Consider the following 26,824-nt stretch of genomic DNA (forward strand, 5'->3'; position numbering starts at 1 on the left):
GAGCCATGCGCGCAGCCGTGCTGCACGGTGTCGGCAAGATCGTCCTGGAGGAGCGGCCCCAGCCCGTACCCGGCCCGCGGGAGGTGCTCGTGCGGGTCGCGTCGGTGGGGACGTGCGGCTCCGACGTGCACTACTACGAACACGGGCGGATCGGCGACTTCGTGGTGGACTCGCCGCTGGTGCTCGGCCACGAGCCGTCCGGCACCGTGGTCGCCGCCGGGCCGGGAGCGAGCCGCCACCGCCTCGGGCAGCGCGTCTCGCTGGAGCCGGGAGTGCCCGACTTCACCTGCCCGCAGTGCCGGGCCGGACGTTACAACCTCTGCCCGCGGATGCGTTTCTTCGGCACCCCGCCGATCGACGGCGCCTTCCGCGAGTACGTCGTCCTGCGCGAGGAGTTCGCCCACCCCGTCCCCGACTCCCTGTCCGACGACGCCGCCGCCCTGATCGAGCCGCTGTCGGTGGGCCTGTGGGCGTGCCGGAAGGCGCGGGTCGGGCCGGGCGCCCGCGTGCTCGTCACCGGCGCGGGGCCGGTCGGGCTGCTGAGCATGCAGGCCGCGCGGGCGTTCGGCGCCACCGACGTCCTGGTCACCGACGTCAACCCGGCCCGGCTCCGGCTGGCCCGCGAGCTGGGCGCCGCGACCCTCGACGTCCGCGAGAACCGCCTGGCCGACGCCGCCTACGAGCCCGACGTGCTGCTCGAATGCTCGGGCCATCCGGCCGCGACCGGGCAGGCCATCCGCGAGATGGGACGGGCCGGGCGCGTCGTCCTCGTCGGTATGGGCGCGGACGAGATCCCGCTGCCGCTGAACCACGTCCAGAGGCGCGAACTCGAGGTGACGGGGACGTTCCGCTACGCCAACACCTGGCCGCAGGCCATCGCGCTGGCCGCCTCGGGCCGGGTCGACCTGGACCCCCTGGTCACCGGCCACTACGGCCTGGCCCAGGTCGAGGACGCGCTCACGGCGGGCGCGCGCGACCCCGAGTTGGTCAAGGCGGTCGTGCGACCGCAGGAGTGACGGCATGGCAGGCCGATCCGAGGGCAGTCAAGGAGTCCTAAGGAGAGACCGATGGCCAAAGTTCGCTACGACGAGGCGACCCGCGTCTACCCGGGCTCCGAACGGCCCGCGGTGGACGCCCTCGACCTCTCGATCGACGACGGCGAGTTCCTCGTCCTCGTGGGCCCGTCCGGCTGCGGGAAGTCCACCTCGCTGCGCATGCTCGCCGGGCTCGAAAGGGTCGACGGCGGACGCATCAGCATCGGCGACCGCGACGTCACCCACCTGCCGCCGCGCGACAGGGACATCGCGATGGTGTTCCAGAACTACGCGCTCTACCCGCACATGTCGGTCGCCGACAACATGGGCTTCGCGCTGCGGGTGATGAAGACGCCCAAGGAGGAACGCGACCGGCGGGTCCGCGAGGCCGCCCGCCTGCTGGACCTGGAGGAGTTCCTCGACCGGAAGCCCAAGGCGCTCTCCGGCGGGCAGCGGCAGCGCGTGGCCATGGGCCGGGCGATCGTCCGCGAGCCGAAGGTGTTCCTCATGGACGAGCCGCTGTCGAACCTGGACGCCAAGCTGCGCGTGCAGACCCGCACCCAGCTCGCCGCCCTCCAGCGCCGGCTCGGCGTGACGACGGTCTACGTGACCCACGACCAGGTCGAGGCCATGACGATGGGCGACAGGGTGGCCGTCCTCAAGGACGGGGTCCTCCAGCAGGTCGACACGCCGCTGCGGCTCTACCAGCACCCGGCCAACGTCTTCGTCGCCGGCTTCATCGGCTCTCCGTCGATGAACCTCGCCGAGTACCGCGTCGAAGGCGACGAGGCGGTGCTCGGCGGGACGCGGATCCGGCTGACCCGCGAGACGCTCCAGGCGCTCAAGGAGGAGGGCGGCGAGCGCGTCATCCTCGGCTTCCGGCCCGAAGGCGTCGAGGTGGTGGGCGGCGACGACGACGCCGGCTTCCCGATCACGGTCACCGTCGTCGAGGAGCTCGGCTCGGACGCCTTCCTCTACGGTCAGTACGCCGACACCACCGACCAGGCGCTGCTCGACCAGACGGTCATCGCCCGCGTCGACCCGAACGCGCCGCCGGCCAAGGGCGGCCGCGTCCGGCTGCGGATCACGCCGGGGAAGGAACGGCTCTTCTCCGCGCTCACCGGCCGGCGGCTCCCCACCTGACGGGCGGCACCAGGCGATCGTGGCCTGCGGCGAGGCTCCCCCGCCGCTCCGGCCGGAGCCGCGACGCGCCCCGGTCACCCGTGCATGAGGCCGGCCAGGAAGTCGAGGACGACGGGGCCGGCGAAGTCGCGGAACTCCTCGAAGTAGGCGTGCCTGGCGCCGGCGATGAGCACCATCCTCGCCCCCGGGACGCGTTCGGCGAGCAGGGACGCGTTGGCCGCGGGGTTGAGGAGGTCGTCGGTTCCGTGGATGACCAGCGTCGGCGCGGTGATGCCGGGCAGCGCGTCCCAGGCGTCGTGTCCGGCGCTGGCCGCGAGGTGGCGGCGCCGTGCGAAGGCGGGCATCCCGGGGTCGCCGACCGTGTTGTGCGGGCCGGGGTGGGTGGCCAGCCATCCAGGGGTGTACATCAGCTCCAGCAGGGCCTGGAGGGCCGCCCGCCTGTCGGGCTGGGCCAGCGACTTCCTGACGGCGTTGTCGCGTTCGAGGCCGTGCCCGCCTCCCGGCGAGGTGCAGCCCAGCACCAGCGACCGCACCCGGTCGGGGTGGTCGGCGGCCAGCCACTGGGCGACGCGCCCGCCCATCGACGTCCCGTAGACGTGGGCCCGCTCGACGCCCAGGTCGTCGAGGACGGCGATCACGTCCGAGGCGAACCCGCGCGTGCTGTACGGCTGGTCGGGTTTGTCGCTCGCGCCGGTGCCGCGGTAGTCGAGGGTGATCGTGAGGTGGTCGTTCTCGAAGTCGGTCCTGACGCCGTCCCACCAGTGGTGGTTGTTGGCCTGGCCGGACAGGAGGACGAGGGCCTCGCCCCGGCCGCGGGTCTGGTAGGACAGCGCGACGCCGTCCCGGCTGATGGCTACTGGCACGGTTCGATCCTGCCTGATCAGCACTGATGCTCAAAATGCAGCATTTGACGAAGCTGATGCCCGCTGAGCATCATCGCAAGATGGACGTGCAAACGCTGCGCTGGTTCCTGTCGCTGTGTGACACGGAGAACATGCGCGACACGGCGGCGATCGAGGGCGTCAACCAGTCCACGCTGTCGCGCGCGCTCGCCCGGCTGGAAGCGGACCTCGGCGTCGAGCTGTTCCACCGGCACGGCCGCCGGCTCGCCGTCAACCGGTTCGGCGCGCTGTTCCGCGAGCACGCCGCCCGCGCGGTCGGCGAAGTGGACGACGCGCGCCGGCGCCTCGACGCCCTGGCCAACCCCGACACCGGGCTGATCAGGCTGGGGTTCCTGCACTCCGTGGGACGCTGGCTGGTCCCCGAGATCCTGCGCGACTATCGGGCCGTCACCCCCGGCATCCGGTTCGAACTGCGCCAGGGGTTCGCCCGAGAGCTGTTCGCCTGGCTCAACGGCGGCGACATCGACGCCGCCCTGGTCACCCCGCCCCCGCAGGGCGACGGCGCGCGCTGGCACCGGCTTCGCGAGCAGCAGCTCTGCATCGCCCTGCCCGTCGACCACCCGCTCGCCGCCGTCCAGGAACTGACCCTCCGGGACGTGCGCGATGAGCCGTTCATCGCCCTCCCTCCCACCACGGACCTGCGCCGGGCCATTGACGGGCTCTGCCGCGAGGCCGGGTTCGAACCGGTCATCGCGTTCGAGAGCGAGGAGATCGCCACCGTGCGCGGCCTCATCGGCGCCGGGCTGGGCGTGGGCATCCTGCCCCGGCCCGCCACGCTGGAGCACGACGACCCCGCCTACCGTCCCCTGGTGCCGGCGCAACAGCGTCCCATCGGCCTCGCCTGGAATCCTCTGCCGTCTCCCACGGCGGCCGCGGCACGCTTCGTCGCGCACCTGACCCGGTAAGCCCGCGCGCGGCGGCGTGGAAGTCAGGCGCCAGAGGAGCGGTCGAGGAAGCGGCGCAACCCTGCCTGGACGCCGTCGGTGGGGACGGTGGCGGCGAAGGCGGCCGCCTCGACGGCCAGGCCTTCGTCGATCGGCAGGTTGAGACCTCGGGTCACGGCGCGCAGGCAGGCGGCCACGGCCGTCGGGGCGTGCCGGACGATCCTGGCTGCCAGGTCGCGGGCGGCGGTGAGGAGGTCGGCGGCGGGGACGACGGCGTTGACGAGGCCGAGGTCGGCGGCGCGGACGGCGGGGATCGGGTCGCCGGTGAGGATCATCTCCAGGCCCCTCTTGCGGCCGATGTGCCGGGGCAGGCGCTGGGAGCCACCGAAGGGCGGCGGGAAGCCGAGCGTGATCTCAGGTTTGGCGAACGTCGCGTGGTCGGCGGCGATCGCGAGCGGGGCGGCCTCGACGATCTCGCAGCCGCCGCCGTAGGCCAGGCCGTTGACGGCGACGATCACTGGTTTGGAGAATTCCTCGATGCGCCGGGTCAGGCCGTGGCCGCGCCGTACGATCTCGCGCAGGGCACGCTCGGGACCGCCCGAGATGCTCTCGGAGAGGGACGGGATGTCGGCGCCCGCGCTGAAAGCCTTGCTTCCCGCGCCGGTCAGGATGACTGCGCGGACGGAGTCGTCGGCGTCGACGCGGTCGAGGGTCGCGAGGAGCGCGTCGATCGTCGGGTAGTCGAGGGCGTTGAGCTTGCGTTCCCTGTCGATGGTGATCGTTGCGAGCCCGTTGTCCTGAGCAAGGTGGACCGTCATGGCCCGAGGCTAGAAGCTCTAAACTACGACAATCCACTTATTGTCCTAGATACATGCGACCACCAACCTACAAGCCCATCGTTGACGAGCTCGCCGCGGCGATCCGCGCCGGCGAGCTCACGGCGGGCACCCGGCTGCCGACGCACCGCAAGCTGGCGCGGGAGCGGCGGATCGCGCTGGCCACAGCCACCCGCGTCTACGCCGAACTCGCCGCGATGGGCCTGGTCGTGGGCGAGCCGGGGCGCGGCACGTTCGTGCGGGACCTGGCCGGCTACGACGGTCCCGAGCCGTCGCGCGCCCTGCCGGTGGCGCGCGTGGCCGACCTGTCGTTCAACCAGCCGCTGGCCCGCGGGCAGGCCGACCTGCTACGGCTGGCCCTGCGGGACCTGGCAACCTCAGGTGAGATCGAGTCGCTGCTGCGCCAGCACCCGCCGGGCGGGCGCCGCCACGACCGGGCCGTGGTCGCCACCCACCTGCTGGGCCGCGGGATCGACACCGCGCCGGCCAACGTCCTGCTGACCGGCGGCGCCCAGCAGGCGCTCGACGCCGTACTGGGCGCCCTCACCCGGCCCGGCGACGTCCTGGCCGCCGACGCGCTCACCTACCCCGGCGTCAAGCTCGCCGCCTCGGCACGCGGTCTCGACCTCGCCGCGATCCCCGTGACGGCGACCGGGCCGGATCTCGACGCGCTCGACAGGCTGTGCCGCCTGCGGCCCGTCCGCGTGATCTACGCCGTCCCCACCGTGCACAATCCGCTCGGCTGGGTGCTGGACGAGCGCCGGCGGGCCCGCCTGGTGGCCATCGCCCGCGCCCACGACTGCGTGATCCTCGAGGACGGGACGTACGCGTTCCTCGAGGCCGCGCCGCCGCCTCCGCTGCAAGCCCTGGCCCCCGAACGCACCTGCTACATCGCGGGCCTGTCGAAGAACGTGGCGACCGGTCTGCGCTTCGGCTTCGCCGTACTGCCTGACCGGCACGTCGGCGCCGTCACCAGGAGTCTGCGTACGGCGGGCTGGGGCGTGCCCGGGCTCGTCACCGCCGTGGCCACCGGCTGGATCGCCGACGGGACGGTGACGCGGCTGGAGGAGCACCGCCGCAGGGACGCGGCCGCTCGCCAGGACATCGCCAGGGCCGAGCTGGCCGGGATGGACGTCACGGCGCACCCGGCGTCCTACCTGGTGTGGCTCGGGCTGGAGCCGCACCAGCGTCCCGACCAGGTGGCGGCGGTGCTCGCGGCGGAAGGGATCCTCGTGTCCACCGCGGACGCGTTCGCCACCGGCTCATACCGTCCTCGTGCGCTACGGCTGGCATTGGGGACGCCCGCGTTGGAGGTTCTCGGGCCCGCGCTGCGCCGTCTCCGGGAGGCGATCGAGGCGATCCCGCCGTGACCTCAAAGTCACCGACGTTTATTACGACTTATGGCGATAACAACATTGGGCGCCGAAACCCTTTGCCTGGAAGCGGGCGCGGCCCTATTGTCACGCGTCGTGAAGAAAATTCTGATCACGGCGCTGTCCGCCGCCTCGATCCTGTCCTTATCGGGTACGGCCACCGCCGCGACGGCGGCATATCCCGTCAAGCATCCGAAGCTCATTGCCAACCCGCTCTACGAAGCCGGCGCACTGCCCACGTCCACCTGCACGGAGCCGCCGCTCAAGCGCAACGACCGCAAGGCGGCCCGGACCTATATCAACGCGATCATCGGCTGCCTGGAAACCACCTGGGAACAGCACCTCACCGGGGCCGGCCTGCCTTTCAGCAAGGTCAAGGTGCGGTACATGGACAAGATGCCCAAGAAGTACTGCGGCATCTACCCCTCCGACAACGATTCCCACGTCATTTACTGCGAACAAACCCACACGCTCGCCTTCCAACTGGGCAAGGACTGGCTCAGCGACCCCTCGGACCTCTGGCTGTTCAGCACGACCGCCGAGGCGTACGGCAACCACGTCCAGAAGCTCGTCGGAATTTACGACGCCTTTGACGCGGCGCCGGCCCACAGCAAGGCCGAGGTGAGGGAACTGCAACGGCGCAACAGTCTCCAACTCGGCTGTTTCGGCACCGCTTTCCTGAAGAGCGTCTGGCCGCTTGAGGGCAGGACCACGAAGGACTGGACGTACCTGCAGAGCCTCCGCTCAGGGGACGCTCGCGGTGCGGAGCGCTGGAACGGCAAGAGGGCCAACGTCGTCGCCTGGACCAAGCGCGGATTCGCCACCGGCGACCCGGGCTCGTGCAACACCTGGGCGGCCGCCTCCTCGAAGGTGGCCTAGCGCTCAGCTCAGCGACACGTCGAGGACGGTGAGGTACTCGTTCGCGGCGATGTTCGACGTCACCGTCGATCCGCTCCGGGTGGTGGGCGGCTGGTCGAGCTTGTAGACCTGCACGCTCACTCCCTGGGCACGGGTGAGTTCGATCGCGCCGGAAGGGGTGTCGTTGTAGGAGAACAGGTAGAAACGGTTCGGGTCGTTCCGGTCGGTGTAGTACTCGATGAAGGAGCCGGCGGGGGCCGAGACGGAGAACGGCAGCCCCTGGCCGATGCCCGTCACGGGCACGGTGTCCGGGAACGACCGGGCCTTCGGCTCGAACCAGGTGTCCCTGGTCGCGTTGCCCGAGCCGACGAGGGCCACGGCCTTCGCGGCCACCAGGGCGTGCTCCTGGTCGCTCATCGACCGGGCGCCGCCGAGGACCACGGTGTCGGCGGAGGCCAGGTCCGCGGCGGTCAACCCGTCCTGGGGGACGATCCGGAACGGCACGTGCCGCTGCGCGAGCGCGGTGAAGGCGGCGTCGTAGTCCGAGAGCGCCGCCGAGCCGGGATAGGTGAAGTCCTTGCTGCGCATCGGGTAGAGGAGCGCCGCCCTGGCGTACGGCACCCGCCGGTCGAGGATCGGCCGCAGGACGTCGAGCAACGCGAACGCGTTCGACGGGTACGGGCTGTCGGCCGTCGGGTAGTAGTTGCCGGACAGCGCGACGGTGATCGCGTACTCGCGCCGGGCCTGGGCGGCGGTCTCCGGCCAGCCGAGGAACCACAGGGGGAAGGTCTGGTCGGCGTCCCGGCTCGCCTTGGCGGCGCGGAAGGCCTCCCTGTACCCGCCGTCGAGGTAGGCCGGTTCGACCTCGGGGGAGACGGCGATTCCGCCGCCGACGGTGAACTGGTTGTCGTTGCCCAGTTCGGTGCCGGTCTCGTTGTCGAGCGAGGACATCTCGAAGAACGGCGTGACCCCGTTGGCGCGAGCGGTGCCGGCGAGGTCGGCCAGGTAGTCCCGGACGGCCTCGTGCCGGAAGTGGACGAACTTCCGCCACGCGGGGGAGTTCCAGTCGACGTTCCGCGGCACGTCCAGGCCGTACGCCTGGTTGAACGCCCGCGCGAAGCCGGGATCGGACGATGCCCAGAAGGTCCCGAAAGGCGTGCCCGGGAGGCTGGTCGCGTCGATGTAGACGCCGTCGAGCCCGGCCTGGCCGAGCGCGGTGAGACGGCCCTTGAAGAAGTCCCTCCAGCCGCTGTAAGGCGAGGCCCAGTCGTCGGCGGCCCTCGCGGGAACCCAGTCGACCCGGGTCTTCGTCGTGAACGCCATCGGCCGCCCCGAGACGTCCTGCTGCAGCCAGTCCGGATGTGTGCTCGCCAGGGTGGGCCTGCCGGTCGGCCGGCCGTTCGAGTCCACCGCGTCGCGGGTGATGACCTCGAGGCCGTTCAGGTAGCAGACCGCCTTGAGCGCGCGTGCATGTGCCTGGTCCAGGAGGTAGCGGACCTTCGTCAGCATGTTCTGGAAGCCGGTCTCGTCGACGAAGGAGTCGTACATCTGCTCCTCTTCCAGGTAGAAGATGACGGTGTTCGCGCCGCTGTCCTTCGCGGTGTCGAGGCGCTCGCGGATCGACGCCCTGGTGTCGTCCGGGCCGAGGATGTCGAACGGCCAGACCTTCATGGCGTACGTCCAACCGGGGTAGGTCACCGTGGAGCCGTGCCCGTGCGGCTGCGGTAGTGGGGCGATGGCGGCGAGGCCCAACGCCACTGCCACCGGTACGCGGCGCACCCACATCGGCTACCTCCTGAGAGTGCGGCGACCCGCGGCCGCTCCGGCTCGACGCCGGTATTCATGCCCCGCGAACGGTGCGCCGCGAACCCGCCGATCGGGTCGGACGAGGTGGCCCGCCGTCCGCGTGCGTCCCGTGGCGGGCTACGGTGAGCCGAGTGCAGACGGTTCTGGCGGCCTTTACCCCGATCTGGGCCATCGGCCTGCTGGGCTGGCTGGCCGCCCGTTTCCACGTGACGAGCGGACGGATCCAGCAGGCCCTCACGGAGTTCGCGTTCACCGTCGCGATGCCCGCCGTGCTGTTCACCACGCTCAGCCGTACCCCGCTCAGCCAGATCCAGCCGCGCCCGCTGATCGCCTTCGCGATCAGCACCGTCGTCGTCGGCCTGATCGCGCTCGTGACCCTCCGTGGCAAGCTGCCCGACCGGGTGATCGGGGCGATGTCGTCGGCCTACGTCAACGCCGGCAACCTCGGCATCCCCATCGGCCTGTACGTCCTGCGGGACGCGACGTTCGTGGTGTCGGTCCTGATCTTCCAGGTCCTGGTGCTCTCCCCGTTGATCTTCGTGGGCCTGGGCGTCGAACGCTCGTCCTTCCTGGCCCCGCTGCGGACGCCGATCGTGGTGGCCTCGGTCCTCGGCCTGGGCATGTCCGCCCTGGGCTGGCACCTGCCCGCACCCGTGCTGAGGCCGCTGGAGATCCTCGGCGGCGCGGCGGTGCCCCTGGCGCTCTTCGCCCTCGGCATGTCGCTGAACGGCTCGGCCGTCGCCTGGCGGGGAGTCGCCCTGGTGGTGACGCTCAAGCTGCTGGTCCACCCGCTGCTGGCCTTCGCGGTCGGCCGCTTCCTCTTCCACCTCGACGGCCCCGCGCTCTTCGCGGCCGTCCTGTTCGCGGGGCTGCCGACGGCGCAGAACACCTACGTCTACGCCGCCGAGTACGGCCGGCCGACCGACCTGCCGCGCGACGCCATCCTGGTCTCCAGCGTCCTGTCTCTGGCCACGCTGTCGGCGATCGCCCTGCTGGGCGGAGCCTGAGACGACGTGGTGGTGGCCGGGGCCCGGCCACCACCAAGTCCGTCAACCGCAGTGTTCCGACGGGCTGTTGTAGGTGGCCGACCCGGCCTTGCCGCCCCACCTGACGCACTTGCCGGACGCGTTGGCGCGCACCGGTCCCGCGTAGTAGGTGAAGTCGCCGCTGTCAGTGGCGCGGGCCTTGCCCTGCACCTCCAGGTAGGCGCTGGTGGCGGTCTTCTGGCCGAGGGAGGTCTTCTTGATGGTGGCCACGCAGTTGTTGCCGTTGCTGCTGTTGTAGGTCAGGTAGACGGTGCCGGCGGTGCCCAGGGCGGCCGAGTCGATCACCTTGTAGCCGCTGCCGCACACGGACTCGGCGGTGTGCGGGTTGGTGCCGCCGCCGCCTCCGCCGCACTTGTTCCTGGAGGTGAGCGTCTGGATCGGGTAGCCGAACGTGACCCCGTTGAAGACGGCCTTGCGGACGTTGGAGGGGTAGCTCGTCCCCTGACGGACCTCGAAGTGCAGGTGCGGGCTGATGTTGTTGCCCGGCTTGCTGGTGTTGCCGACCTCGCCGATCTTCTGGCCCTGGGTGACCCGGGCGCCGGCGGAGACGGAACGCACGCGCAGGTGCGCGTAGTAGCTCGTCCAGCCGCCGCCGTGGTCGATCTTGACGAGGTTGCCGTAGCCGTTGGTCGAGCCCTGGTGGGCCGAGATGACCACGGTGCCGGCCGCCGTGGCCACGACGGTGTCGCCGAGGTCGGCGTTCGCGGTGCTGCCCCGGTTGAAGTCGATCTCCCACGACTTGTGGGCGCTGCTGCCGCTGGAGTTACCCGTCCAGGACTGGCCGCAGGGGAAGGGCAGCTGGAGGCTCGGAGCCGCGGCGGTCGCCGCGAACGGGACGTTCACCGTGTTCTCCGGGTCGCCGCCCGGGCCCTCGTCCTCCGGCGCGGACGACGACGTCGGGGACGGAGAGGGGGTGGGCGTGGCGGTCGCCGTCTGGCCGGCGAAGACCGTGCTCGCCGACGCGGCCTGGCCCGACGCGAGGCCGACCAACAGGAAGAAGCCCACCGCGAGCATGCCTTTGGATCTCATACGAATCCTTTCAGTGGGTGCCGGGGACACGTCCCGGGTGGCACCCGCACTGTCTGTTGGCTCTCTCGAAACGCTCTTGCCGTAGATCAAGGTTGCGAGTGATCCATACAGAGAACATCCAGAATCCGCACAGGATCCGCGGGAGTGGCCGGTAAGCAGCCAAGACCGCCGCGGTCGGGGCCGGTCACGAGCGCGGGTCGCGCTCCTCGGTACGGCGGGCGGCCAGGCGGCCGGGGTCCGGCCAGTGCACGGCGTACGCCCAGCCCGCCCGCTCGAACCAGCGGATCAGCCGGGCGCTCGGGTCGAGCTGCCCGTTGAGCACGCCGTGCCGGGCGCAGGTCGGCTCCACGTGATGCCAGTTGTGCCAGCCCTCGCCCAGCGTCAGCACCGCCACCCACCACACGTTCGACGACCGGTCCCTGGTCCGGAACGGACGCTCGCCGAAGGTGTGCGCGATGGAGTTCACCGACCACGTGACGTGGTGCACCACGGCGTAGCGGACCAGTCCGCCCCAGAAGAAGGCGGTCCACGCGCCCGTCCACGACATCGACCACAGCCCGCCCACCGCGGCGGGGAGCGCGAACGACAGCGCCACGACGGCCGGGTAGGCGGCGTCGAACCGCCGGATGTCCGGGTCGGCCAGCAGGTCCGGCACCCAGTGCCGGCGGCTGGAGCGGTGGCGCGCGGTGTAGAACCAGCCGACGTGCGCGTGCATCATGCCGCGCAGCAGGGCCAGGCCGTCGTCGCCGTAACGCCACGGCGAGTGCGGGTCGCCGTCACGGTCGGCGTACTTGTGGTGACGGCGGTGTTCGGCCGTCCACAGCGTGACCGGGCCCTCGACCGCCATGCCGCCGGCCAGCATGAGCGCGATGCGCAGCGGCCTGCGGCACCTGAACGCCCGATGGGTGAAGAGCCGGTGGTAGCCGATGGCGATCCCGAAGATGCTGACCAGGTACATCACGACCGCGATGAGCACGTCGCGCGGGCCGATGCCCCACCCCCAGACGGCGGGCACGGCGAGGGCCGGCAGCAGCACGGGAAGCACCACGAGGACGACCAGGTAGGCGGTTCGGCGGCCGGTGGTGACCGCCACCGTCTCCGCCGTGCCCGAGCCCGGTCGCGGCACGGATGACCAGCTCACGCTACCTCCCATGATCGACGGAGACCGCCCGGCTCCTCATTGAACGGCCGGGTCCCCAGACCACGGCAATGGCCTGGGGGTAACGAATCAATCACTTAACGGAATCAAAAGAATCCATACGGTAGTCATCGGGGAGCGTGCATCACGTCCCTAGATTGTTGGGGTTTACACACCGTGATGATCTCTGTTCGTTCCGACTTCAGGCGGGAGGGTCTGTCGCATGGGCGCCGTCGATCAGACAAGCACGGGCAGCCATCTGGAGAGATACGACGAGGCTCTGGCCCGCGATCCGATGGCCGCGCTCGTCATGGTCCGAGAGTGGATGCGCACCGACTGGCGCGCCCTGTTCGCCGAGCTCCGTGGGCGACGCCCCATCTTCGTCACCCCCGCCTTCACGGTCGTGACCCGCCTGGCCGACGTCGTCGAGGTGCTCTCCCATGAGGAGGTCTTCTCGGTCCGCGCGTTCGGCCCGCGCCTCGACGCCGCGATGGGCGGCCCGTTCATGCTGGGCCGTGACGCCACCCCGATGAACTGGCGCGACCGGGGGCTGATGCAGGTCATGCTCGACCCGTGCGACGTGGCCGACGTGCGCGAGCTGGCCGGGCGCATCGCCGACGAGCTGCTCGACGCCGCCTGGCCGTCCGGCCGCGTCGAAGCGGTCCACGAGCTGTTCCGCCCCGTCGCCCTCGGCGTCTGCGCGCAGTACTTCGGCCTCTCCGGCCCCGACCCGCAGACCCTGTCGCGCTGGACCCGGGCCATCGTCACCGACGGCTTCGCCAACTTCACGGGCGATCCGGAGATCCAGGCCGCGTCGCTCGTCGCGGGCACGGAGATGATGGACCACCTGCGTGGCCGGCTCGCCGAGCGCAGGGCCGCGCTGCGGGCCGGGCAGGACCTGCCTGACGACGTCTTCACCCGGCTCGTCCGCACCGTCCTGCCCCCCGCGATCGGCATCGACGACGAGCGCATCCTGATCAACATGGCCGGCCTGCCTCTGGGGTTCGTGGAGAGCGCTCCCGGAGCCATGGTCGAGGCGGTCGAGCAGCTCCTGCTGCGCCCGCAGGTGCTGGAACAGGCCGTCCAGGCCGCCGCCGACCGCGACCCCGGCCGTTTCGACCGCTACGTCTGGGAGGCGCTGCGGTTCAACCCGTTCTTCAAGCTGCTTCCCCGGCTGTGCGAGCACGACCACGTCCTGGCCGCCGGCACCCCGCGCAGCACGCTGATCCCCGCGGGCACGTTCGTCCTCGCCGCACCGGCCTCGGCCATGTTCGACGCGGACGTGGTGACAGAGCCCCACGAGTTCCGCCTCGACCGGCCGGGCCACCATCAACTGTTCTTCGGTCACGGCCATCACGCCTGCCTCGGCGTGCATCCGGCCAGGGTCGTCATCTGCGAAGTCATCCGCCGCCTGCTGCTGCGCCCCGGCCTGCGCCTGCTCCCGGCGCCGGAAGGGCGGATCGTCCGCGCCAACGGGATCTTCCCCGACCGGTTCGTCCTCGGGCTCGGCGCAGACGGCCAGGAGGGGTGATGGCGGCGGGCAGCGCGATGGCGCGCGGCATCGCCACCGACGGGGCCGCCAACCGGCTCAGGTTCCTGGCTCTGACCAGCGGCCGGCCGTTATGGGAGCTCGCACAGGCCATCCAGCCGGTACGGCGTCGCCTCAACGCCTCGCTGATCGACCACGCGATCCGCGAGATGCCTCCACGGCCGGAGCCGCTGAGCACGATGGCCGACTACACGTCCTGGGCCTCGCTGACCGACCGCACCTACAGCGGCAGGCACGTGCCCCCGGTCGCCGCGGCCGAGGGCGGCCGGCCCACTCCCGAGCGCGCCGCCGACCTGTTCACCCGCGGCGAGACCATGGTTCCCTGCCCTCGCTCCACGGTGCTGTTCGCGTACTTCGCCCAGTGGTTCACCGACGGCTTCCTCCGCGGCGACACCAACGTCCCGCGTGACCCCCGCAAGAACAGCTCCAACCACCACATCGACCTGAACCAGGTGTACGGCCTGCACGAGCCGGCGACGGCCGCGCTGCGCGCGTTCGACGGCGGCCTGCTCAAGAGCCAGCTCATCAACGGCGGGGAGTTCCCGCCGTACCTGTGCGAGAACGGCAAGATCAAACCGGAGTTCGCCCCGCTGAGCGTCATCCGCTTCGCGGAGCTCACCGACGCGCAGCGCGACACCCTGTTCGCCACCGGAAGCGACCGGGGCAACATCCAGCTCGGCTTCACCATGCTCACGGTGCTGTTCCTGCGCGAGCACAACAGGGTGGCCCGCCTGCTCGCCGGGCACCACCCGCGATGGGACGACGAGCGCCTGTTCCAGACGGCACGCAACATCCTCATCGTGCTGCTGATCAAGCTGGTGGTCGAGGAGTACATCAACCACATCACGCCCTACCACTTCCGCTTCACCCTGGACCCGCGGCTGCCGTCGATGCTGGCCCGCGCGCCGTGGCACCGCGAGAACTGGGCCTCGGTGGAGTTCAACCTCGTCTACCGCTGGCACAGCCTGATCCCGTCCCGGCTCGCGGTGGGCGGGCGCGACCTGCCGATGGCGCAGACCCTGGTCGGCGGCGCGCTGATCCCCGAACCCGGCCTCGGCCGGCTGTTCGAGGACGCCTCCCGTCAGCGCGCAGGCCGCATCGGCCTGTTCAACACCGACCCCCTCCTGAGAGAGGTGGACGTGGCCAGCATCGCCGACTCGCGCGTCCTCGGCCTGGCCCCGTACAACAGCTACCGGGAGCACTGCCGCTTCCCCCGGGTGCGCGGTTTCGAGCAGGTCTCCGGCGACGAGCGGGTCAGCGGCGCGCTGCGCGAGCTGTACCGCAGCGTCGACGACCTCGACCTGTACGTCGGCCTGTTCGCCGAGGAACCCGGCGCTCCCGACGCCATGCTGCCGCCGCTCCTTACGAAGATCATCGCCATCGACGCCTTCTCCCAGGCGCTGACCAACCCGCTGCTGGCCCCGCGGGTGTTCAACGCCGCGACCTTCTCCCCGCACGGCCTGCGGATCATCGCGACCACCCGGACCCTGTCGGACGTCCTGCACCGCAACGTCCCGGAGGAGCCGCGCCCCCGTTTCGTCAGCATGACGCGACGGCCGGGCCGGTGAGCGGGGAGACCGGCCCGGCCGCCGGGCAGTTGCGCGGCGCCGCCCGCGAGCTGGTCGACATCGGGGTCACGATCCGGGAGGCGGCGGCCCACGCCACAGGCGCGCTCACCGACGGCGCCCTGCTCCGCGCCCTGCCGCGCGCTCCCTCGGCGGGCTACGCGGCCCACCGCGCGCTGCTGCGCGCGATCACCCACCGCAAGGGCCTCGGATACGCGCCCGCCGGCGGCCGCCTGGTCACCCTGGCGGCCAAGCTCGGCGCCATGGCGGGCGCGGAGAGCCTGGCCGTCCGCGTGCTGGCCACCTCGCTGCGGCTGCGGATCGCCGCCGTCGCCGCCGACCACCCCGAGCTGGCCGGCGACCCCATGCTCGACCGGCTCATCGAGGCGGCCGCCGCCGACCGCGACCTGGAGGCCGTCCGCGCGCTGCGCGCCCTGCTCAAGGACCGCGGCGCGGTGCGCGCGCTCAGCCAGCTCGCCCCGATCTTCGGCGAGGTCCTCGCCCTGCGGGCCCTCCTGGACGAGAACCCGCTCAACGACGCCGCCGCCTGGCTGATCGCGACGGGAAAGGGCTACGCCACCGCCGACCCGATCACCGGCATGAGCAACAGGGCCGTCGCCGCCCTCGACACGGGGGAGGGAGCCGCGCGCCGGATCGACCTGCCCGCCGCCGAAACCGCGCGGCTGAGCCCGCAGGGTTCGCTGCTCGGCTTCCTGCGCAACATCAGCGCGATCGGCGCGACCGGGCGGGCTCTCATCCAGAGTGTCGAGGGCCCCGACGGGGTGGTGCGCCACATCGTCCAGGCGCCCGGCATGCGAGCCGGACGGCCCGACGACGACTCGCCGCAGGACCTGCTCGGCGCATTCAGCAGCGCCGTGCTGGCCAGCAGCCCCTACAGCCGGGCGCTGGCCGAGGCCGTCGACGACTACGGCCTGCCCCAGGGCGCCGAACTGGCTCTCATCGGGCACAGCGCGGGTGGCGCGGCCGTCATGAACCTGGCGCAGGACGCGGCGTTCTGCGCCCGCTACACCGTCACCCATGCCGTCGCGGTCGGATCGCCCATCGACTTCAAGAGACCCGCCGACCCGCGCACCTGGGTCGCCAGCGTCACCAACCAGCACGACATCGTCCCCACCCTCGACGGGCAGGGCGCGGGCAGCTGCTTCGACCTGCACCCCGACTGGTACGTCGTCGACTACTTCGACGCCACGCACCTGTTCCCGCTCTGTCACAGCATCGAGCACTACATCGCCAACATCGCCGACGACCTGCCCGAGGCCCGTGACCGGATCGACGCGCGGCTCACGCCGTACCGGGGGCCTGTCGTGCGCTCGCAGGCGTACCTGCTGTCCGACCGGGCTCCCCATCCCGAGGGCTTCCCCTTCCTCACCGTGCCCACGTACGCCGTCGACGGGGTCGAGCTGCCGATCCGATGCCAGGACGGCAGCGCGCTAACGGCGTACTTCGCGGCGGATCCGGCCGCGGTGGCAGTCCTGCTGCGGGGCACCGGGTTGGGCCCCGCCGTGCGGGTCGCCGGGCGTGCCCTCGTCGCCGTGCACGCCTCCTGGAACCGGCGCACCAGCGTGGGAGGCTACCGCGAGGTCCACGTCGGGATCGTCGTGCCCGATCCGTGGCGTCCGCGGTCGCCGCGCGTCTGGGCCGATCTGCTGCGCGGCGCCGACCGGCGGCGCTCGGGCGACTTCCTGGCCGGGTCCGTGGTCGACGAGGCCGCCGTCTCCGCCGTGGCGCCGCGGTTGTGGGGCGGCGAGCCGTACCTGGCGCCCGTGGAGTTCGAGCTCACCGCCAGATCCGCGCGCGTCGCCGTCGGCGCCGGCGAGGACCGGCTGCTCACCCTGAGCGGGCTCCTCGGCCCCGGGCTGCCCGCGAGCGACCGCGACCTGGTCGGGTACGCGCAGGGGGCGGCGGGCACCACGCTGCGCTCATGCGTACGGACCCGCGGGCTCGGGCGCCTGCATCCCGTGCCACGGGTTCGGCTGGCGGTCGAGCCACGGTCGGCGCACCCGCTGGCCCGCCGGCTTCGCGAGCTCGGCCTCGACGGCGCCCGTCCGCTGCTGTGCCTGTCGGCCGCCGTCCGCCAGACCCTCCAGGACGCCGCCGTCCCCGTACAGCCGCCCTGACCGGACGACCGACGCCAGCCGCCGTCCCGACTTCTTGACCGGGACGACCGATGCCAGCCGCCGTCCCGACTTCTTGACCGGAGGAGCGATGTCAGCCGAGGCCGCGGCGATCGCCGCCCACGCCGGCGTCCTGCAGTCCGACGCCCAGGCGCTCACCGCATGCGCCGAACGCCTGCACGAGATCGAGGCCAGGCTGGAGGCGGGCGGCGTCGCGCCGCCGTGGCTGCGCGAGGCGGTGAACGCCCACCTCGTCGCCTGCGTGGCGGCCGCTGCCGACCTGACAGCGGCCGCGGCGCATCTGCGCCGCTACGCCGAGCGGGCGCGCTCCTGACGCGCGCCCGATGCGAGGTGCGCGCGCCTGACGGGGTTTCACGCCAGGCGGGCGCGCCCGATGCGAGGTGCGCGCGCCTGACGGGGTTTCACGCCAGGCGGGCGCGCCCGACCGCGCGCCCGCCTGGGGTTCGCTCGCTCAGCCTGCCTCGTGTACGGCCCGTGCCGCGCTGAGCCCCGACTCCAGCGCGCCCTCGATCCACGCGTGCCACAGCGAGCAGTGCTCGCCGGCGAAGTGCACGCGGCCCTCCGGTGCGATGATCGCGTCTTGCAGGTTGCTCTGCTGGTGCGGCTCGAACAGGGCGAAGGCGCCGGCCGCGTAGGGGTCGTTGTACCAGGCGTGCGTGACGCCGAACTCGAAGTGGTCGTAGATCTCGGGGTGGATCTTGGCGACGTCCTCGAGCGCCTGATCGACCCGCTTCTGGGGCGACATCGCGCCCCAGCGCAGCGCGTCCTGGCCCCAGGTGTAGCTGGCCAGCAGGATCGAGCGGTCCGCGGCGGAGGCGGTGTGCGAGGGATAGCAGATGCGCCGGATCGGCAGGTCGGTGACCGTGGTGCCGCCGACGATGCCGTCGGTCCGCTCCCAGAACGGCTGTCGCACCTGGAAGAGGATCTTGGTGGAGGCGTTGTAGTTCAGCTCGCGGATGGCGCGCTGCTTGCGGCGGGAGAAGGCGGGCCTGGTCTCGATGTCGCGCAGCACCGAGAACGGGATCGTGCAGATGGCGTAGTCGCCGGTGAGGGTCGTCCTGCCGGAGCCCGTCCTGAGGTGCACGGTGACCGAGTGGTCGTCCTGCTCGATGGCGGTGACCTCGTGGCCGAACCGGATATGGTTCGTGAGCTCCTGGTAGAAGGCGTTCGGCAGCCGGTCGGCGCCGCCCACGATCTCCTGCATGTCCTCGAACGCGCGCCCGATGATCTCGCGGAACTGCTCGATGACCGCCGCGTTGAGGTTGGCCTCCCGGAAGCTCATGACGCCGTAGAGCTCGATGGCGCCTTCGGAGAATCCGCGCTCGCGCAGGAAGCTGCGGATGGAGTAGCGGTCGTACTCGGCGCAGATGCGGTCGAGCGCGTTCTCGCCCTCCACCGCGTACAGGTCGTGGATCTCCTGCGTGGCGGTGCGCCACAGGTCCTCGTAGGTGCGGCCGCGCTCGTGCTCGGCCAGCTCGAAGTCGATGATCTCGGGGTTGTCGTTCAGCTCCTTGATCGTGGTCCTGACGCCCTGGATGTAGGCCAGGGTGTTGGGGTTGCCCATGACGAACGGGCGCAGGGGCAGCCCGAACTTCTCGCAGTAGGTGAGCGTGAGGTCGTGCACGCGCGGGATCCGCATCGCGCCGGCCTCGGCGTACAGGCCGGGCGCGAACCCGCGCAGGGTGAGGACGCGCCCGCCGACCCGCTGCTGCGCCTCCAGGACGACGGGCTCGTGGCCCTGGCGCATCAGCTCGTAGGCGGCCACCAGGCCGGCCATCCCGCCTCCGATGATCAGTACGCGTTTGCGGGGCCGGCCGCCGGCGGCCAGCCCGTGCTCGGCTGCCGCGACCAGGTCTGCCGGAACTCTGAGTTCGTGGCTCGGTCTGGGCGCTCCCGCGTCGACCAGCTCCTCGGGCATGGCCGAACCGAGCGGTGTCGACATCGACCGGTTCTCGTCCAGGGCGTCACACTCCTTCATCGTCACGTAAAGCAATTACATGATTGCCTTAAGTGACGAGGCTTGCCAAGAGGCGAGGTGGGTCTGTGTGGGCATCGCCGACGTCCCGTGCCCTCTCGGAGCGACCGCATCTCTTCAGGTTTGGCGTTGCCGAAACCGGACAGTAGGAACCAATGCCGACCGAGGCGCCATCAGCGACCGCTCGGATGGTGAGGGATAGAGCAATGGTTGAGATCGATGTTCCGATGTGGGCAGCCCGTCTGCGAGCCCTGCGCCGTGGGCGGCTGTGGAGCCGCCAGGAGCTCGGCAAGCGGCTGGCCGACGTGGCGGACGACGCGACCCGCGAACGGCTGCCCGCGCCCGAGACGCTCACCTGGACGATTCAACTCTGGGAGGCCGGAGAGCGACGGCCCGACGAGTGGCAAGCGGAGCTGCTCTGCCGGGCGTTCGACGTGGACGAGGAGGAGCTGTTCGTCGGCGACGCGGCCGGCACCACCCTGTGGCACTACCTGACGGGCATCCCGCTGGTGCCGGGGATGTTCACACCCGACGACGAGGAGCGCACCGGTCGCGCGATCGAGACGCCCAAGCGGGCGGACGAGGCGACGGTCAGCTACTTCAAGGCGATCCTCGACGCCTACACCCGCACCGATCTCCGGCCCGCCGACGTGATCCACCTGCTGCGGCCCGTCTTCTCCGGGATCGAGGAGTTCCACCGCGACGCCAGTTCGCTCGTGAGGCGCGCGTTGCTGCTGCTCGCCGCGGAGAACGCGGAGCTGATCAGTCGCATGCACCACGAGGCCGGCGACCCCGGCGGGGCCCTGGCGTGGTCGGACGAGGCCATCCGCGACGCCCGCGAAGCGGCGGACACGCTGCTCGAGGCGTACGCGCTGGCCCAGCGGGGCGGCCTGTCCGACACCGCCGGCACTCCAGGACAGCTCGTCGATCTGGCCGTCGCCGCCCGTGAACGCGTCAGCCTCCCGCCGCTGATGGACGCGCTGTCCCGGCACCATGAGGCGCAGGGGTACGCCCTCGCCGGGGACCTGGACATGTGCCGTCGCCGCCTGGACGAGTCCGCCCAGTCACTCGCGGAACCCGGCTATGACCCGCACTACCGGTTCGACTGTTCCACCGGAGCCCACAACACGCTGTGCGCCGGGTGTCTCGTCGACCTCGGTCAGGCCCGCAGCGCGATCGAGATCCTGGAACACGAGTCGCCGCAGGCGCCGTCGAGTTATGCCGCCGCGTACGTCATGGCTCGGATGGCCCACGCGTACGCCGACGCCCACGAGCGCGAACAGTCGGCCGAAACGGCCCGTCAGGCTCTCGCCATGGCCAGGCAGACCGGCGCCGTGCGAGCGCTGCGCGAACTCGCCAGAATCCATCTCCCCCGCCAGCGGGCAAGGGGCACGTACGCCACGCTGTAGTGCGCTGCCTGCCGGGGTGGTTCAGAGCAGGGCGGCGGCGGTCCGTTGCCGGAGGAGGGCCTCGTGGTCGGGGTCGGTGCACAGCGTCAGGGTCAGCCCGGTCTCGGCGGCGTCGGCGAGGACGGCCAGCAAAGTGGCGAACTGCCCGGGAGGCTCGGCGCTGAGCAGTTCCTCGGCGTGCCCCACGATCAGGGCGACGGCGCCGGTGTCACGCAGGGAGTCGGCGAGCGCGTCCCAGTTGCGGCCGAAGTAGTCGGGGAAGCGCAGAGCCCGCGCCACCTCCTCGAAGAAGGCGGCGCGGGTCCGGCAGGCCCGCCCGTCCAGAATCGCCGGTGCTGGGCTGGTGGAGACCGTCAGCCAGTGCGGCAGCGGACGTGCGGCGGAGGTCATGGGAGTTCCTAGAGGCGGTAGAAGTCGGTGTAGTGGTTGGGCGAGAACCACACCACGCCGGTGCCGCGGTTGACGACGATCCGGTACGCGTCACGCGCGGCGCCCCGCGCCCGGGAGTACACGTCGTACTCGTAGTAGGTGGCGCCGCTGGGGAGCTGGCCCTCGCGGTTGTAGAAGCGTCCGCCGGTGTAGTTGTACTTGCCGTCCGGCCAGGCGTACCAGCCGCTGGCGGTGGGGTAGCCCTTGGACGCCCAGGTCGCGCTGGCCGAGCGGGCGTCGGCGCACCGCGAGATGGTGCAGGAGTTGTAGACCGAGGCGTTGGCGGGGGTGATGCCGACCAGGCCGATGAGGGACATGACGGCGGCGAGGATGACGGTGAGCCTGACCGGCCAGGACGGTCCGGGGCGTTGCGACGTGTGCACGAGGCCTCCTTGTGGGGGGACACCGGAATGATCCCCGCACTCGGGTCAATGAAGACAAAGGCTGCCAAAGGGCTGGTGAATACTTCGCGGATAGTGGGGTCCCGTCACTGGGTCTATCGACTGGCGAGGTCGCTGTAGTCGCGTAGCGTGATGTTCTCGGCGGCCTTGCGGGCCATGTTGGCGGCCATGTTCTTCCCCGGCAGGTAGGGCATGATCTTGTAGTAGCGGTTGAGGAACGCGGCCAGGAAGCGGCTTCCGGGAACCATGAGCTTGGCGACGCCGTCCCCCATCTTCTGGCAGCCCTCCGCGTACGCGCGCATCTCCTGCTCGTAGCGGGCGAACGCGACGCGGTGGTCGCCGCGCGCGGCGGCCAGCTCTCCCGCGAGGACGTACGCGCCGACCAGGGCGAGCCCGGAGCCCATGCCCGACAGGGAGGACGGGCAGGAGGCGGCGTCGCCGACCAGGGCGACCCGGCCGCGGGCCCAGGTGTCCATGCGGACCTGCGCGACCGTGTCGAAGTAGAAGTCGGGCGCGTGTCGCATGTCGCGCAGCAGCCGGTCGCTCTGCCAGCCGTTGCCGGTGAACTGCTCGGCCAGGACGGCCTGCTGCTGCGGCACGTCGCGGCGGTCGAGGTCCAGCGGCGGCGAGGCGAAGTAGAAGACGGCCTTGGCCTGGGTGTTGTGGTGGGCGCTGTACATCGCGACCAGCTTGCCCGCGGTGCGGTAGGCGTGCCCGGTGTGGTCGAGCCCCAGGTGGTTGCCCGTGGTGAAGATCGCGCAGTAGAGGCCGAGGTGCTTGACGAACCGCTCCTCCGGTCCGAACGTCAGGCGGCGGGTGTTGGAGTGCAGCCCGTCGGCGCCGATCACGAGGTCGAACCTGCGTGGCGGGGTGCGTTCGAAGGTGACGGTCACGCCGTCGGCGTCCTCGGTGAGCGAGGTGATGGAGTCTCCGAAGATGTACTCGGTGTGCTCTTTGGTGGCGTCGTAGAGGACGCGTGCCAGGTCGCCGCGGAGGATCTCGATGTCTCCGGCGAACAGGTCGGCGGGCATCGTGGCCTGGGGCTTGCCCGCGCTGTTGACGTACGACATGGCGCCCATGCCGGTGCGGGCGCGTTCGAGGTCGGCGAGGACGCCCATGCGCCTGAGGATCGACAGGTGCGCCTCGCCCCGGAAGTCGACCGCGTAGCCGCCGTCGCGGAGGGCGGGGGCGCGCTCCACGATCGTGGGGGTGAAGCCGTGCCGGTGGAGCCAGTAGGCGAGCGCGGGGCCGGCGACGGAGGCGCCGGAGATCAGGACGTTGATGTTCTTCATGACGCAGAGCCTCCACCGGAGGGCTCACCGCACGCTCACAGTCGGCTCACCGCCTCGACGAGGCTCTCCGGCAGGCCCAGCAGGCGCAGCGCCTCGGGTGTGGGGACGTCGAGCACGGCCGCCGACTCGGCGACCTCCTGGTAGCGCGCCCGGGCCGCGGCGTGGTCGCCGCGTGCCTCGGCGACGCGGCCGAGCCCGGCGAGCGCGCGCGCCCGATTGCCGAGGCTTTTGACCCAGTGCGGGTCGATCCGTTCCACGGCCTCGGCGTACAGCCGCTCCGCCGCTGCCAGGTCCTGCTCCAACAGGGCGATGTCACCGAGCCCGCGTAGGGCGGCTGCCAGGTAGGTGGAGCTGCCGGCGCGGCGGGCGAGGTCGGCGGCCTTCGCATAGTCGGCGCGCGCCGCTGCCAGGTCGGCGCCGACGAGCTGATCTCCCCGGTTGACCAGCAGGTCGGCGCTGTCCTCCAGGGCGCCGAGCTGGTCGGTGAGCGTGAGCGCCTCGTCGGTCAGGGCGATCGCCTCGGCACGGTCGCCACGCGCGCCCGCCAGGCCGGCGAGCGCGTCCAGGGTCAGCGCGGTGCCCCATCGGTCGCCGATCGAGCGGAAGCCCTCGGCGGCCGCGGCGAAGGCGCGCTCGGCCCGCGCGTGGTCCCTCTCACCGAGAGGGCCGAACGCCGACACGTACTGGGCGACCGCCCGCACCCACGGCTCGGAGCAGTCGCGTTGGGACGAGACGAGCGCGAACGCGCCGTGCGGGTCGGCCTCGCCCGCGTTCCGCATCATCCACAGGAGCAGCCCGACCGGGTAGCGGCCCGGCTGAGCACCCGACCACGCGGCGGCCAGCGCCTTCTCGGCCGTCGAGCGGTGCCGCTGCCACACCGCCCGCCCGGCCGCGCCGGACGCCGCCAGCAGCACGCACGTCGCATACTCCTCGCCCAGCCCGGCCGGGGGCGCGTCGCCCACCATCGCGTCGAGCAGCGCGATCGCCTGCGGCGCGACCGAGGCGGACGTGCCCCGGATCCACAGGTAGGTCGAGGCCGAGGCGAGCAGCTGCAGCGCCGTCTCCACCTGCGACGCCTCGACCGCCCAGCGCACGGCCGCCAGGAGGTTGGCGTGCTCGGCCGCCAGGGCCGCCAGCCACTCCAGCTGTTCGGCCTGCCGCAGATGCGGGTCGGCCGTCCGCACCAGCTCCAGGTGATGCCGGACGTGGGCGCGCCGTGCCGACTCGCGGTCGCCCGCCGCGTCGAGCCGTTCGGCCCCGTACGCGCGGATCGTCTCCAGCATCCGGTAGCGACCGCCCACGACCTCCAGGAGCGACTTGTCGACCAGCGACTCCAGCGTCTCGCCGTCGGCGCCGCACACCGGCCGCGCGGCCTCGGCGGTCGCGCCTCCGGCGAAGACCGTGAACCGCTGCGCGGCCCGTTGCTCGGGCTCCGACAGCAGGTCCCAGCTCCACGCGACCACCGAGCGCAACGTCCGATGCCGCTCGTCGGCCGTCCGGGTGCCGCGGGCCGCGACCCCGAGCCGGTCGTGCAGGCGTTCCGCGAGGTCGTCGATGTCCAGCGTGCGCAGTCGCGCCGCCGCGAGCTCGATGGCCAGCGGCAGGTTGTCGAGGGCCGCGCAGACGCGCCGCACCGTCGCAGGGTCGGCGGCGAAGGCGCGCCGCACGGCGCGCGCCCGGTCGGTGAACAGCTGCAGGGCCGCCGCGTCGTCGAGCGGCCGCACGTGCCAGAGGTTCTCGCCGATGATGCCGAGCGGCTCCCGGCTCGACGCCAGAACACGCAGCCGCGGGCACGCCGCAAGCAGCCGGGCCGCCAGCATGGCGACCTCTTCGACCAGATGCTCGCAGTTGTCCAGGACGAGCAGGAGCATCCGGTCCGACAGCGCCGCGATCAGGCGGTCGACCGGTGTCTGCCCACCGACCTCCAGATGGAGCCCGTTCTCGCGCAGGCCGAACGCGCTCAGCAGCGCCTGCGGCAACCCGGCGCCGTCGCGCAGCGCGGCCAGCTCCACGAAGCACACGTCGTCGGCCGCGACCGCGGCGACCTCGACGGACAGCCGGGTCTTGCCGACACCGCCGGGGCCGATCAGCGTGACCAGCCGGGCGACCCGCAGCAGCTCGGCGACCTCGGCCACCTCCTCGGCGCGGCCGACGAAGGTCGTCAGCTGGGCGGGCGGCGCGGCGGGCGACGGCGACGGATCGGCACTCAGCAGCTCGCGGTGCAGCGTCACCAGCTCGGCCGAGGGATCGGCGCCCAGCTCGTCGGCCAGGTGCCGCCTGGTCTGCTCGAACACCACCAACGCCGCGGCCTGCCCGCCCTCGGCGAACAGCGCCCGCATCAGCAGCCCCGCCAGGCGTTCCCGGAGCGGATGGCGACCGACCAGCTCGCGCAGCTCGGGTACGACCAGGCGATGCTCGCCGAGTCGCAGCTCGCCCTCGATCCGGTCTTCCAGCGCCGCGAGCCGCTGCTCCTCCAGCCTCACGGCGGCGACCTGGGCCGTCTCACTCTCGGGCAGCTCGGACAGCGCCGGGCCTCGCCACAGCTCCAGCGCCTCGCGCAGCAGCGCGACCGCCCGCCCGGTGTCCCCCTCCCGCAGCGCGGCCCGGCCTACCCCGGCCAGCCGCTCGAACCGGCAGGCGTCCACGTCGTCGTGCGGGACCACGATCCGGTAGCCCGCCCCGGCCCGCTCGATCACCGCCGCCGAGCCGAGAGCCGTGCGCAGCCGGGACACCTGGGACTGCAGCGCGTGCGCCGACAGCGCGCCGTCCGGGTCGATCTCCTCGGCCAGCCGTTCGGCCGACACGACCTCGCCGGGACGGATCAGCAGCAGGGCCAGCAGCGCGCGGCGGGCCGGCCCGCCCAGCGGAACCTCGACACCGTCGTCGCGCCACGCCCGAGTCTCGCCCAGGATTCCCAACCGCATGCCGGTGATTATCCACCGGCGGGAATCAGCCGATGGGGCCGAGGTAGGTGCCGCCGGACACGTCGATGGTCTGACCGGTCACCCACCGGCCGTGCGGGCCCGCCAGGAAGCCGACGACGTCGGCGACGTCCTCCGGCTCGCCGAGCCGCCCGAGCGCGGTGATCGCCTCCAGCCCGGCGACCACCTCGGGGATGGAGGTGTAGCCCGCGGTCATGTCGGTCCGCACCGCGCCGGGGGCGACCGTGTTCACCGTGATACCGCGCCCGCCCAGCTCGTTGGCCAGCGACGGGGCCATGGCCTCCAGCGCCGCCTTGCTGATGGTGTAGCCGATCTGCATGGTGACCGCGAAGCGGCTGGCCGTCGAGCCCATGTTGATGATGCGTCCGCCGTCGTTCAGCAGGGGCAGCGCGCGCTGGATCACGAAGAACGGCGTGCTGACGTTGATCGCCAGCAGCCTGTCGAACTCCTCCGGGCTCACCTGCGCGATCGGGTTGACGGAGGAGATGCCCGCGTTGTTGACCAGGACGTCCAGCCCACGTCCTGCCAGCCCTTCGGTCAGGCCCTCGAACAGCCGGTCCACCGCGCCGGCCTCGCCGAACCGGGCCCGGACGGTGAACGCCCGGCCGCCCGCCTCCTCGATACGGGCCACCGTCTCCTTGGCCGCCTCGTCGTTGCCGCCGTAGTGGACGGCGACCAGCGCGCCCTCGGCGGCCAGCCGCAGCGCGACCGCCCGGCCGATTCCCCGCGACCCGCCCGTCACCAGCGCCGTCCTGCCTGCCAGAACACCCATCTCTGCTCCTCGTCGCAGCGGCCGGTCCTCGGTGGATCCGGCGATGGCACCACAGTGGCGGCCGTCGCTCACCACCCGCTCACCGCCGGCTCACCGGCCGAGCGGCCCGCCGACGTCGCGGCATCCGCGCCTCCGACCGGCGCAGCCTGTGACAGCACCACACGTACAAGCATCAGGAACCCGATCGGCTTCGGGGATGTGCTGTGGGCCGGTCATGGTTGCCAGCGGAGGGTGGGGCTTTGGGTGCCGGTGTATTGCGGCGTCCATTCCGGGGGTAGTGGGTCT

At 71.8% G+C, this 26,824-nt stretch carries 22 protein-coding genes; 11 read left to right on the top strand and 11 right to left on the bottom strand.

Translation table 11 applies throughout. The features are described from left to right. The first annotated feature begins 5 nt into the window (after positions 1-5). Both ABT294_RS48190 and ABT294_RS48195 read left to right on the top strand, forming a co-directional pair. Complete coding sequence (locus tag ABT294_RS48190; protein ID WP_350813264.1) at positions 6-1,016, top strand: NAD(P)-dependent alcohol dehydrogenase; 1,011 nt, start codon at positions 6-8, stop codon at positions 1,014-1,016. Between the two features lie 51 nt (positions 1,017-1,067). Continuing rightward, entirely contained in the window at positions 1,068-2,177 is a 1,110-nt protein-coding gene (locus ABT294_RS48195; protein WP_350813265.1) for an ABC transporter ATP-binding protein, read from the top strand. A gap of 74 nt (positions 2,178-2,251) precedes the next feature. Here ABT294_RS48195 and ABT294_RS48200 read toward each other — a convergent pair whose 3' ends face one another. Next, the gene (locus ABT294_RS48200; protein ID WP_350813266.1) at positions 2,252-3,040 is read right to left on the bottom strand and encodes an alpha/beta fold hydrolase; all 789 of its coding nucleotides are present in this window, start codon (positions 3,038-3,040) and stop codon (positions 2,252-2,254) included. Between the two features lie 80 nt (positions 3,041-3,120). Here ABT294_RS48200 and ABT294_RS48205 point away from each other — a divergent pair, with 80 nt between their 5' ends. Further along, positions 3,121-3,984, top strand: coding sequence for a LysR family transcriptional regulator (locus ABT294_RS48205; RefSeq protein ID WP_350813267.1), 864 nt, complete (start codon positions 3,121-3,123; stop codon positions 3,982-3,984). Between the two features lie 23 nt (positions 3,985-4,007). Here ABT294_RS48205 and ABT294_RS48210 read toward each other — a convergent pair whose 3' ends face one another. Continuing rightward, entirely contained in the window at positions 4,008-4,781 is a 774-nt protein-coding gene (locus tag ABT294_RS48210) for an enoyl-CoA hydratase-related protein (protein WP_350813268.1), read from the bottom strand. A gap of 53 nt (positions 4,782-4,834) precedes the next feature. Between ABT294_RS48210 and ABT294_RS48215 the strand changes: the two genes are divergently transcribed. Continuing rightward, entirely contained in the window at positions 4,835-6,169 is a 1,335-nt protein-coding gene (locus ABT294_RS48215) for an aminotransferase-like domain-containing protein (RefSeq protein WP_350813269.1), read from the top strand. A gap of 45 nt (positions 6,170-6,214) precedes the next feature. Further along, positions 6,215-7,051, top strand: coding sequence for a neutral zinc metallopeptidase (locus tag ABT294_RS48220; protein ID WP_350813270.1), 837 nt, complete (start codon positions 6,215-6,217; stop codon positions 7,049-7,051). Between the two features lie 3 nt (positions 7,052-7,054). On the opposite strand, the gene ABT294_RS48225 is transcribed toward ABT294_RS48220, so the two are convergent. Beyond that, complete coding sequence (locus ABT294_RS48225) at positions 7,055-8,815, bottom strand: hypothetical protein (protein ID WP_350813271.1); 1,761 nt, start codon at positions 8,813-8,815, stop codon at positions 7,055-7,057. 152 nt (positions 8,816-8,967) lie between these two features. Between ABT294_RS48225 and ABT294_RS48230 the strand changes: the two genes are divergently transcribed. Further along, positions 8,968-9,843, top strand: coding sequence for an AEC family transporter (locus ABT294_RS48230; protein WP_350813272.1), 876 nt, complete (start codon positions 8,968-8,970; stop codon positions 9,841-9,843). A 42-nt stretch (positions 9,844-9,885) separates the two neighbouring features. Here the strand turns inward: ABT294_RS48230 and ABT294_RS48235 are convergent, their stop codons facing one another. Both ABT294_RS48235 and ABT294_RS48240 read right to left on the bottom strand, forming a co-directional pair. Beyond that, positions 9,886-10,911: a M23 family metallopeptidase gene (locus tag ABT294_RS48235; RefSeq protein ID WP_350813273.1), complete on the bottom strand. Its 1,026-nt coding sequence runs from the start codon at positions 10,909-10,911 to the stop codon at positions 9,886-9,888. A 184-nt stretch (positions 10,912-11,095) separates the two neighbouring features. Further along, entirely contained in the window at positions 11,096-12,064 is a 969-nt protein-coding gene (locus ABT294_RS48240) for an acyl-CoA desaturase (protein ID WP_502912238.1), read from the bottom strand. A gap of 208 nt (positions 12,065-12,272) precedes the next feature. Between ABT294_RS48240 and ABT294_RS48245 the strand changes: the two genes are divergently transcribed. The 4 genes from ABT294_RS48245 to ABT294_RS48260 all read left to right on the top strand — a co-directional run bounded on the left by ABT294_RS48245 (position 12,273) and on the right by ABT294_RS48260 (position 17,632). Beyond that, positions 12,273-13,580 (top strand): cytochrome P450, encoded by a 1,308-nt coding sequence (locus ABT294_RS48245; RefSeq protein WP_350813275.1) that lies wholly within the window; start codon positions 12,273-12,275, stop codon positions 13,578-13,580. Continuing rightward, positions 13,580-15,166: a peroxidase family protein gene (locus tag ABT294_RS48250; RefSeq protein ID WP_350813276.1), complete on the top strand. Its 1,587-nt coding sequence runs from the start codon at positions 13,580-13,582 to the stop codon at positions 15,164-15,166. Before ABT294_RS48245 ends, ABT294_RS48250 begins: the two co-directional genes overlap by 1 nt. Continuing rightward, the gene (locus ABT294_RS48255; RefSeq protein WP_350813277.1) at positions 15,163-17,301 is read left to right on the top strand and encodes a hypothetical protein; all 2,139 of its coding nucleotides are present in this window, start codon (positions 15,163-15,165) and stop codon (positions 17,299-17,301) included. Before ABT294_RS48250 ends, ABT294_RS48255 begins: the two co-directional genes overlap by 4 nt. Before the next feature lie 88 nt (positions 17,302-17,389). Then, the gene (locus tag ABT294_RS48260; protein ID WP_350813278.1) at positions 17,390-17,632 is read left to right on the top strand and encodes a hypothetical protein; all 243 of its coding nucleotides are present in this window, start codon (positions 17,390-17,392) and stop codon (positions 17,630-17,632) included. 138 nt (positions 17,633-17,770) lie between these two features. On the opposite strand, the gene ABT294_RS48265 is transcribed toward ABT294_RS48260, so the two are convergent. After that, on the bottom strand, positions 17,771-19,297 hold the full coding sequence (locus tag ABT294_RS48265) for a flavin monoamine oxidase family protein (protein ID WP_350813285.1): 1,527 nt from the start codon (positions 19,295-19,297) through the stop codon (positions 17,771-17,773). A 203-nt stretch (positions 19,298-19,500) separates the two neighbouring features. On the opposite strand from ABT294_RS48265, the gene ABT294_RS48270 reads away from it, so the two are divergent. After that, positions 19,501-20,703 carry an NsdA family TPR-like regulatory protein gene (locus ABT294_RS48270; RefSeq protein ID WP_350813279.1) on the top strand — a complete coding sequence of 401 codons (1,203 nt, stop codon included), beginning with the start codon at positions 19,501-19,503 and terminating at the stop codon, positions 20,701-20,703. 21 nt (positions 20,704-20,724) lie between these two features. On the opposite strand, the gene ABT294_RS48275 is transcribed toward ABT294_RS48270, so the two are convergent. From ABT294_RS48275 to ABT294_RS48295, 5 genes are all read right to left on the bottom strand, one after another. Then, a complete protein-coding gene (locus ABT294_RS48275) occupies positions 20,725-21,093 on the bottom strand; it encodes a barstar family protein (protein ID WP_350813280.1) in 369 nt (122 codons plus the stop codon). 8 nt (positions 21,094-21,101) lie between these two features. After that, positions 21,102-21,515: a ribonuclease domain-containing protein gene (locus tag ABT294_RS48280; RefSeq protein WP_350813281.1), complete on the bottom strand. Its 414-nt coding sequence runs from the start codon at positions 21,513-21,515 to the stop codon at positions 21,102-21,104. Positions 21,516-21,628: 113 nt separating this feature from the next. Continuing rightward, a complete protein-coding gene (locus ABT294_RS48285; RefSeq protein ID WP_350813282.1) occupies positions 21,629-22,825 on the bottom strand; it encodes an FAD-dependent monooxygenase in 1,197 nt (398 codons plus the stop codon). Positions 22,826-22,860: 35 nt separating this feature from the next. Continuing rightward, complete coding sequence (locus tag ABT294_RS48290) at positions 22,861-25,749, bottom strand: ATP-binding protein (protein WP_350813283.1); 2,889 nt, start codon at positions 25,747-25,749, stop codon at positions 22,861-22,863. Between the two features lie 25 nt (positions 25,750-25,774). Next, positions 25,775-26,539: an SDR family oxidoreductase gene (locus ABT294_RS48295; RefSeq protein WP_350813284.1), complete on the bottom strand. Its 765-nt coding sequence runs from the start codon at positions 26,537-26,539 to the stop codon at positions 25,775-25,777. Positions 26,540-26,824: the final 285 nt, after the last annotated feature.

Origin of the sequence: Nonomuraea sp. NPDC000554, from assembly GCF_040300065.1 — a bacterium.
Classification (GTDB): Bacteria; Actinomycetota; Actinomycetes; order Streptosporangiales; family Streptosporangiaceae; genus Nonomuraea.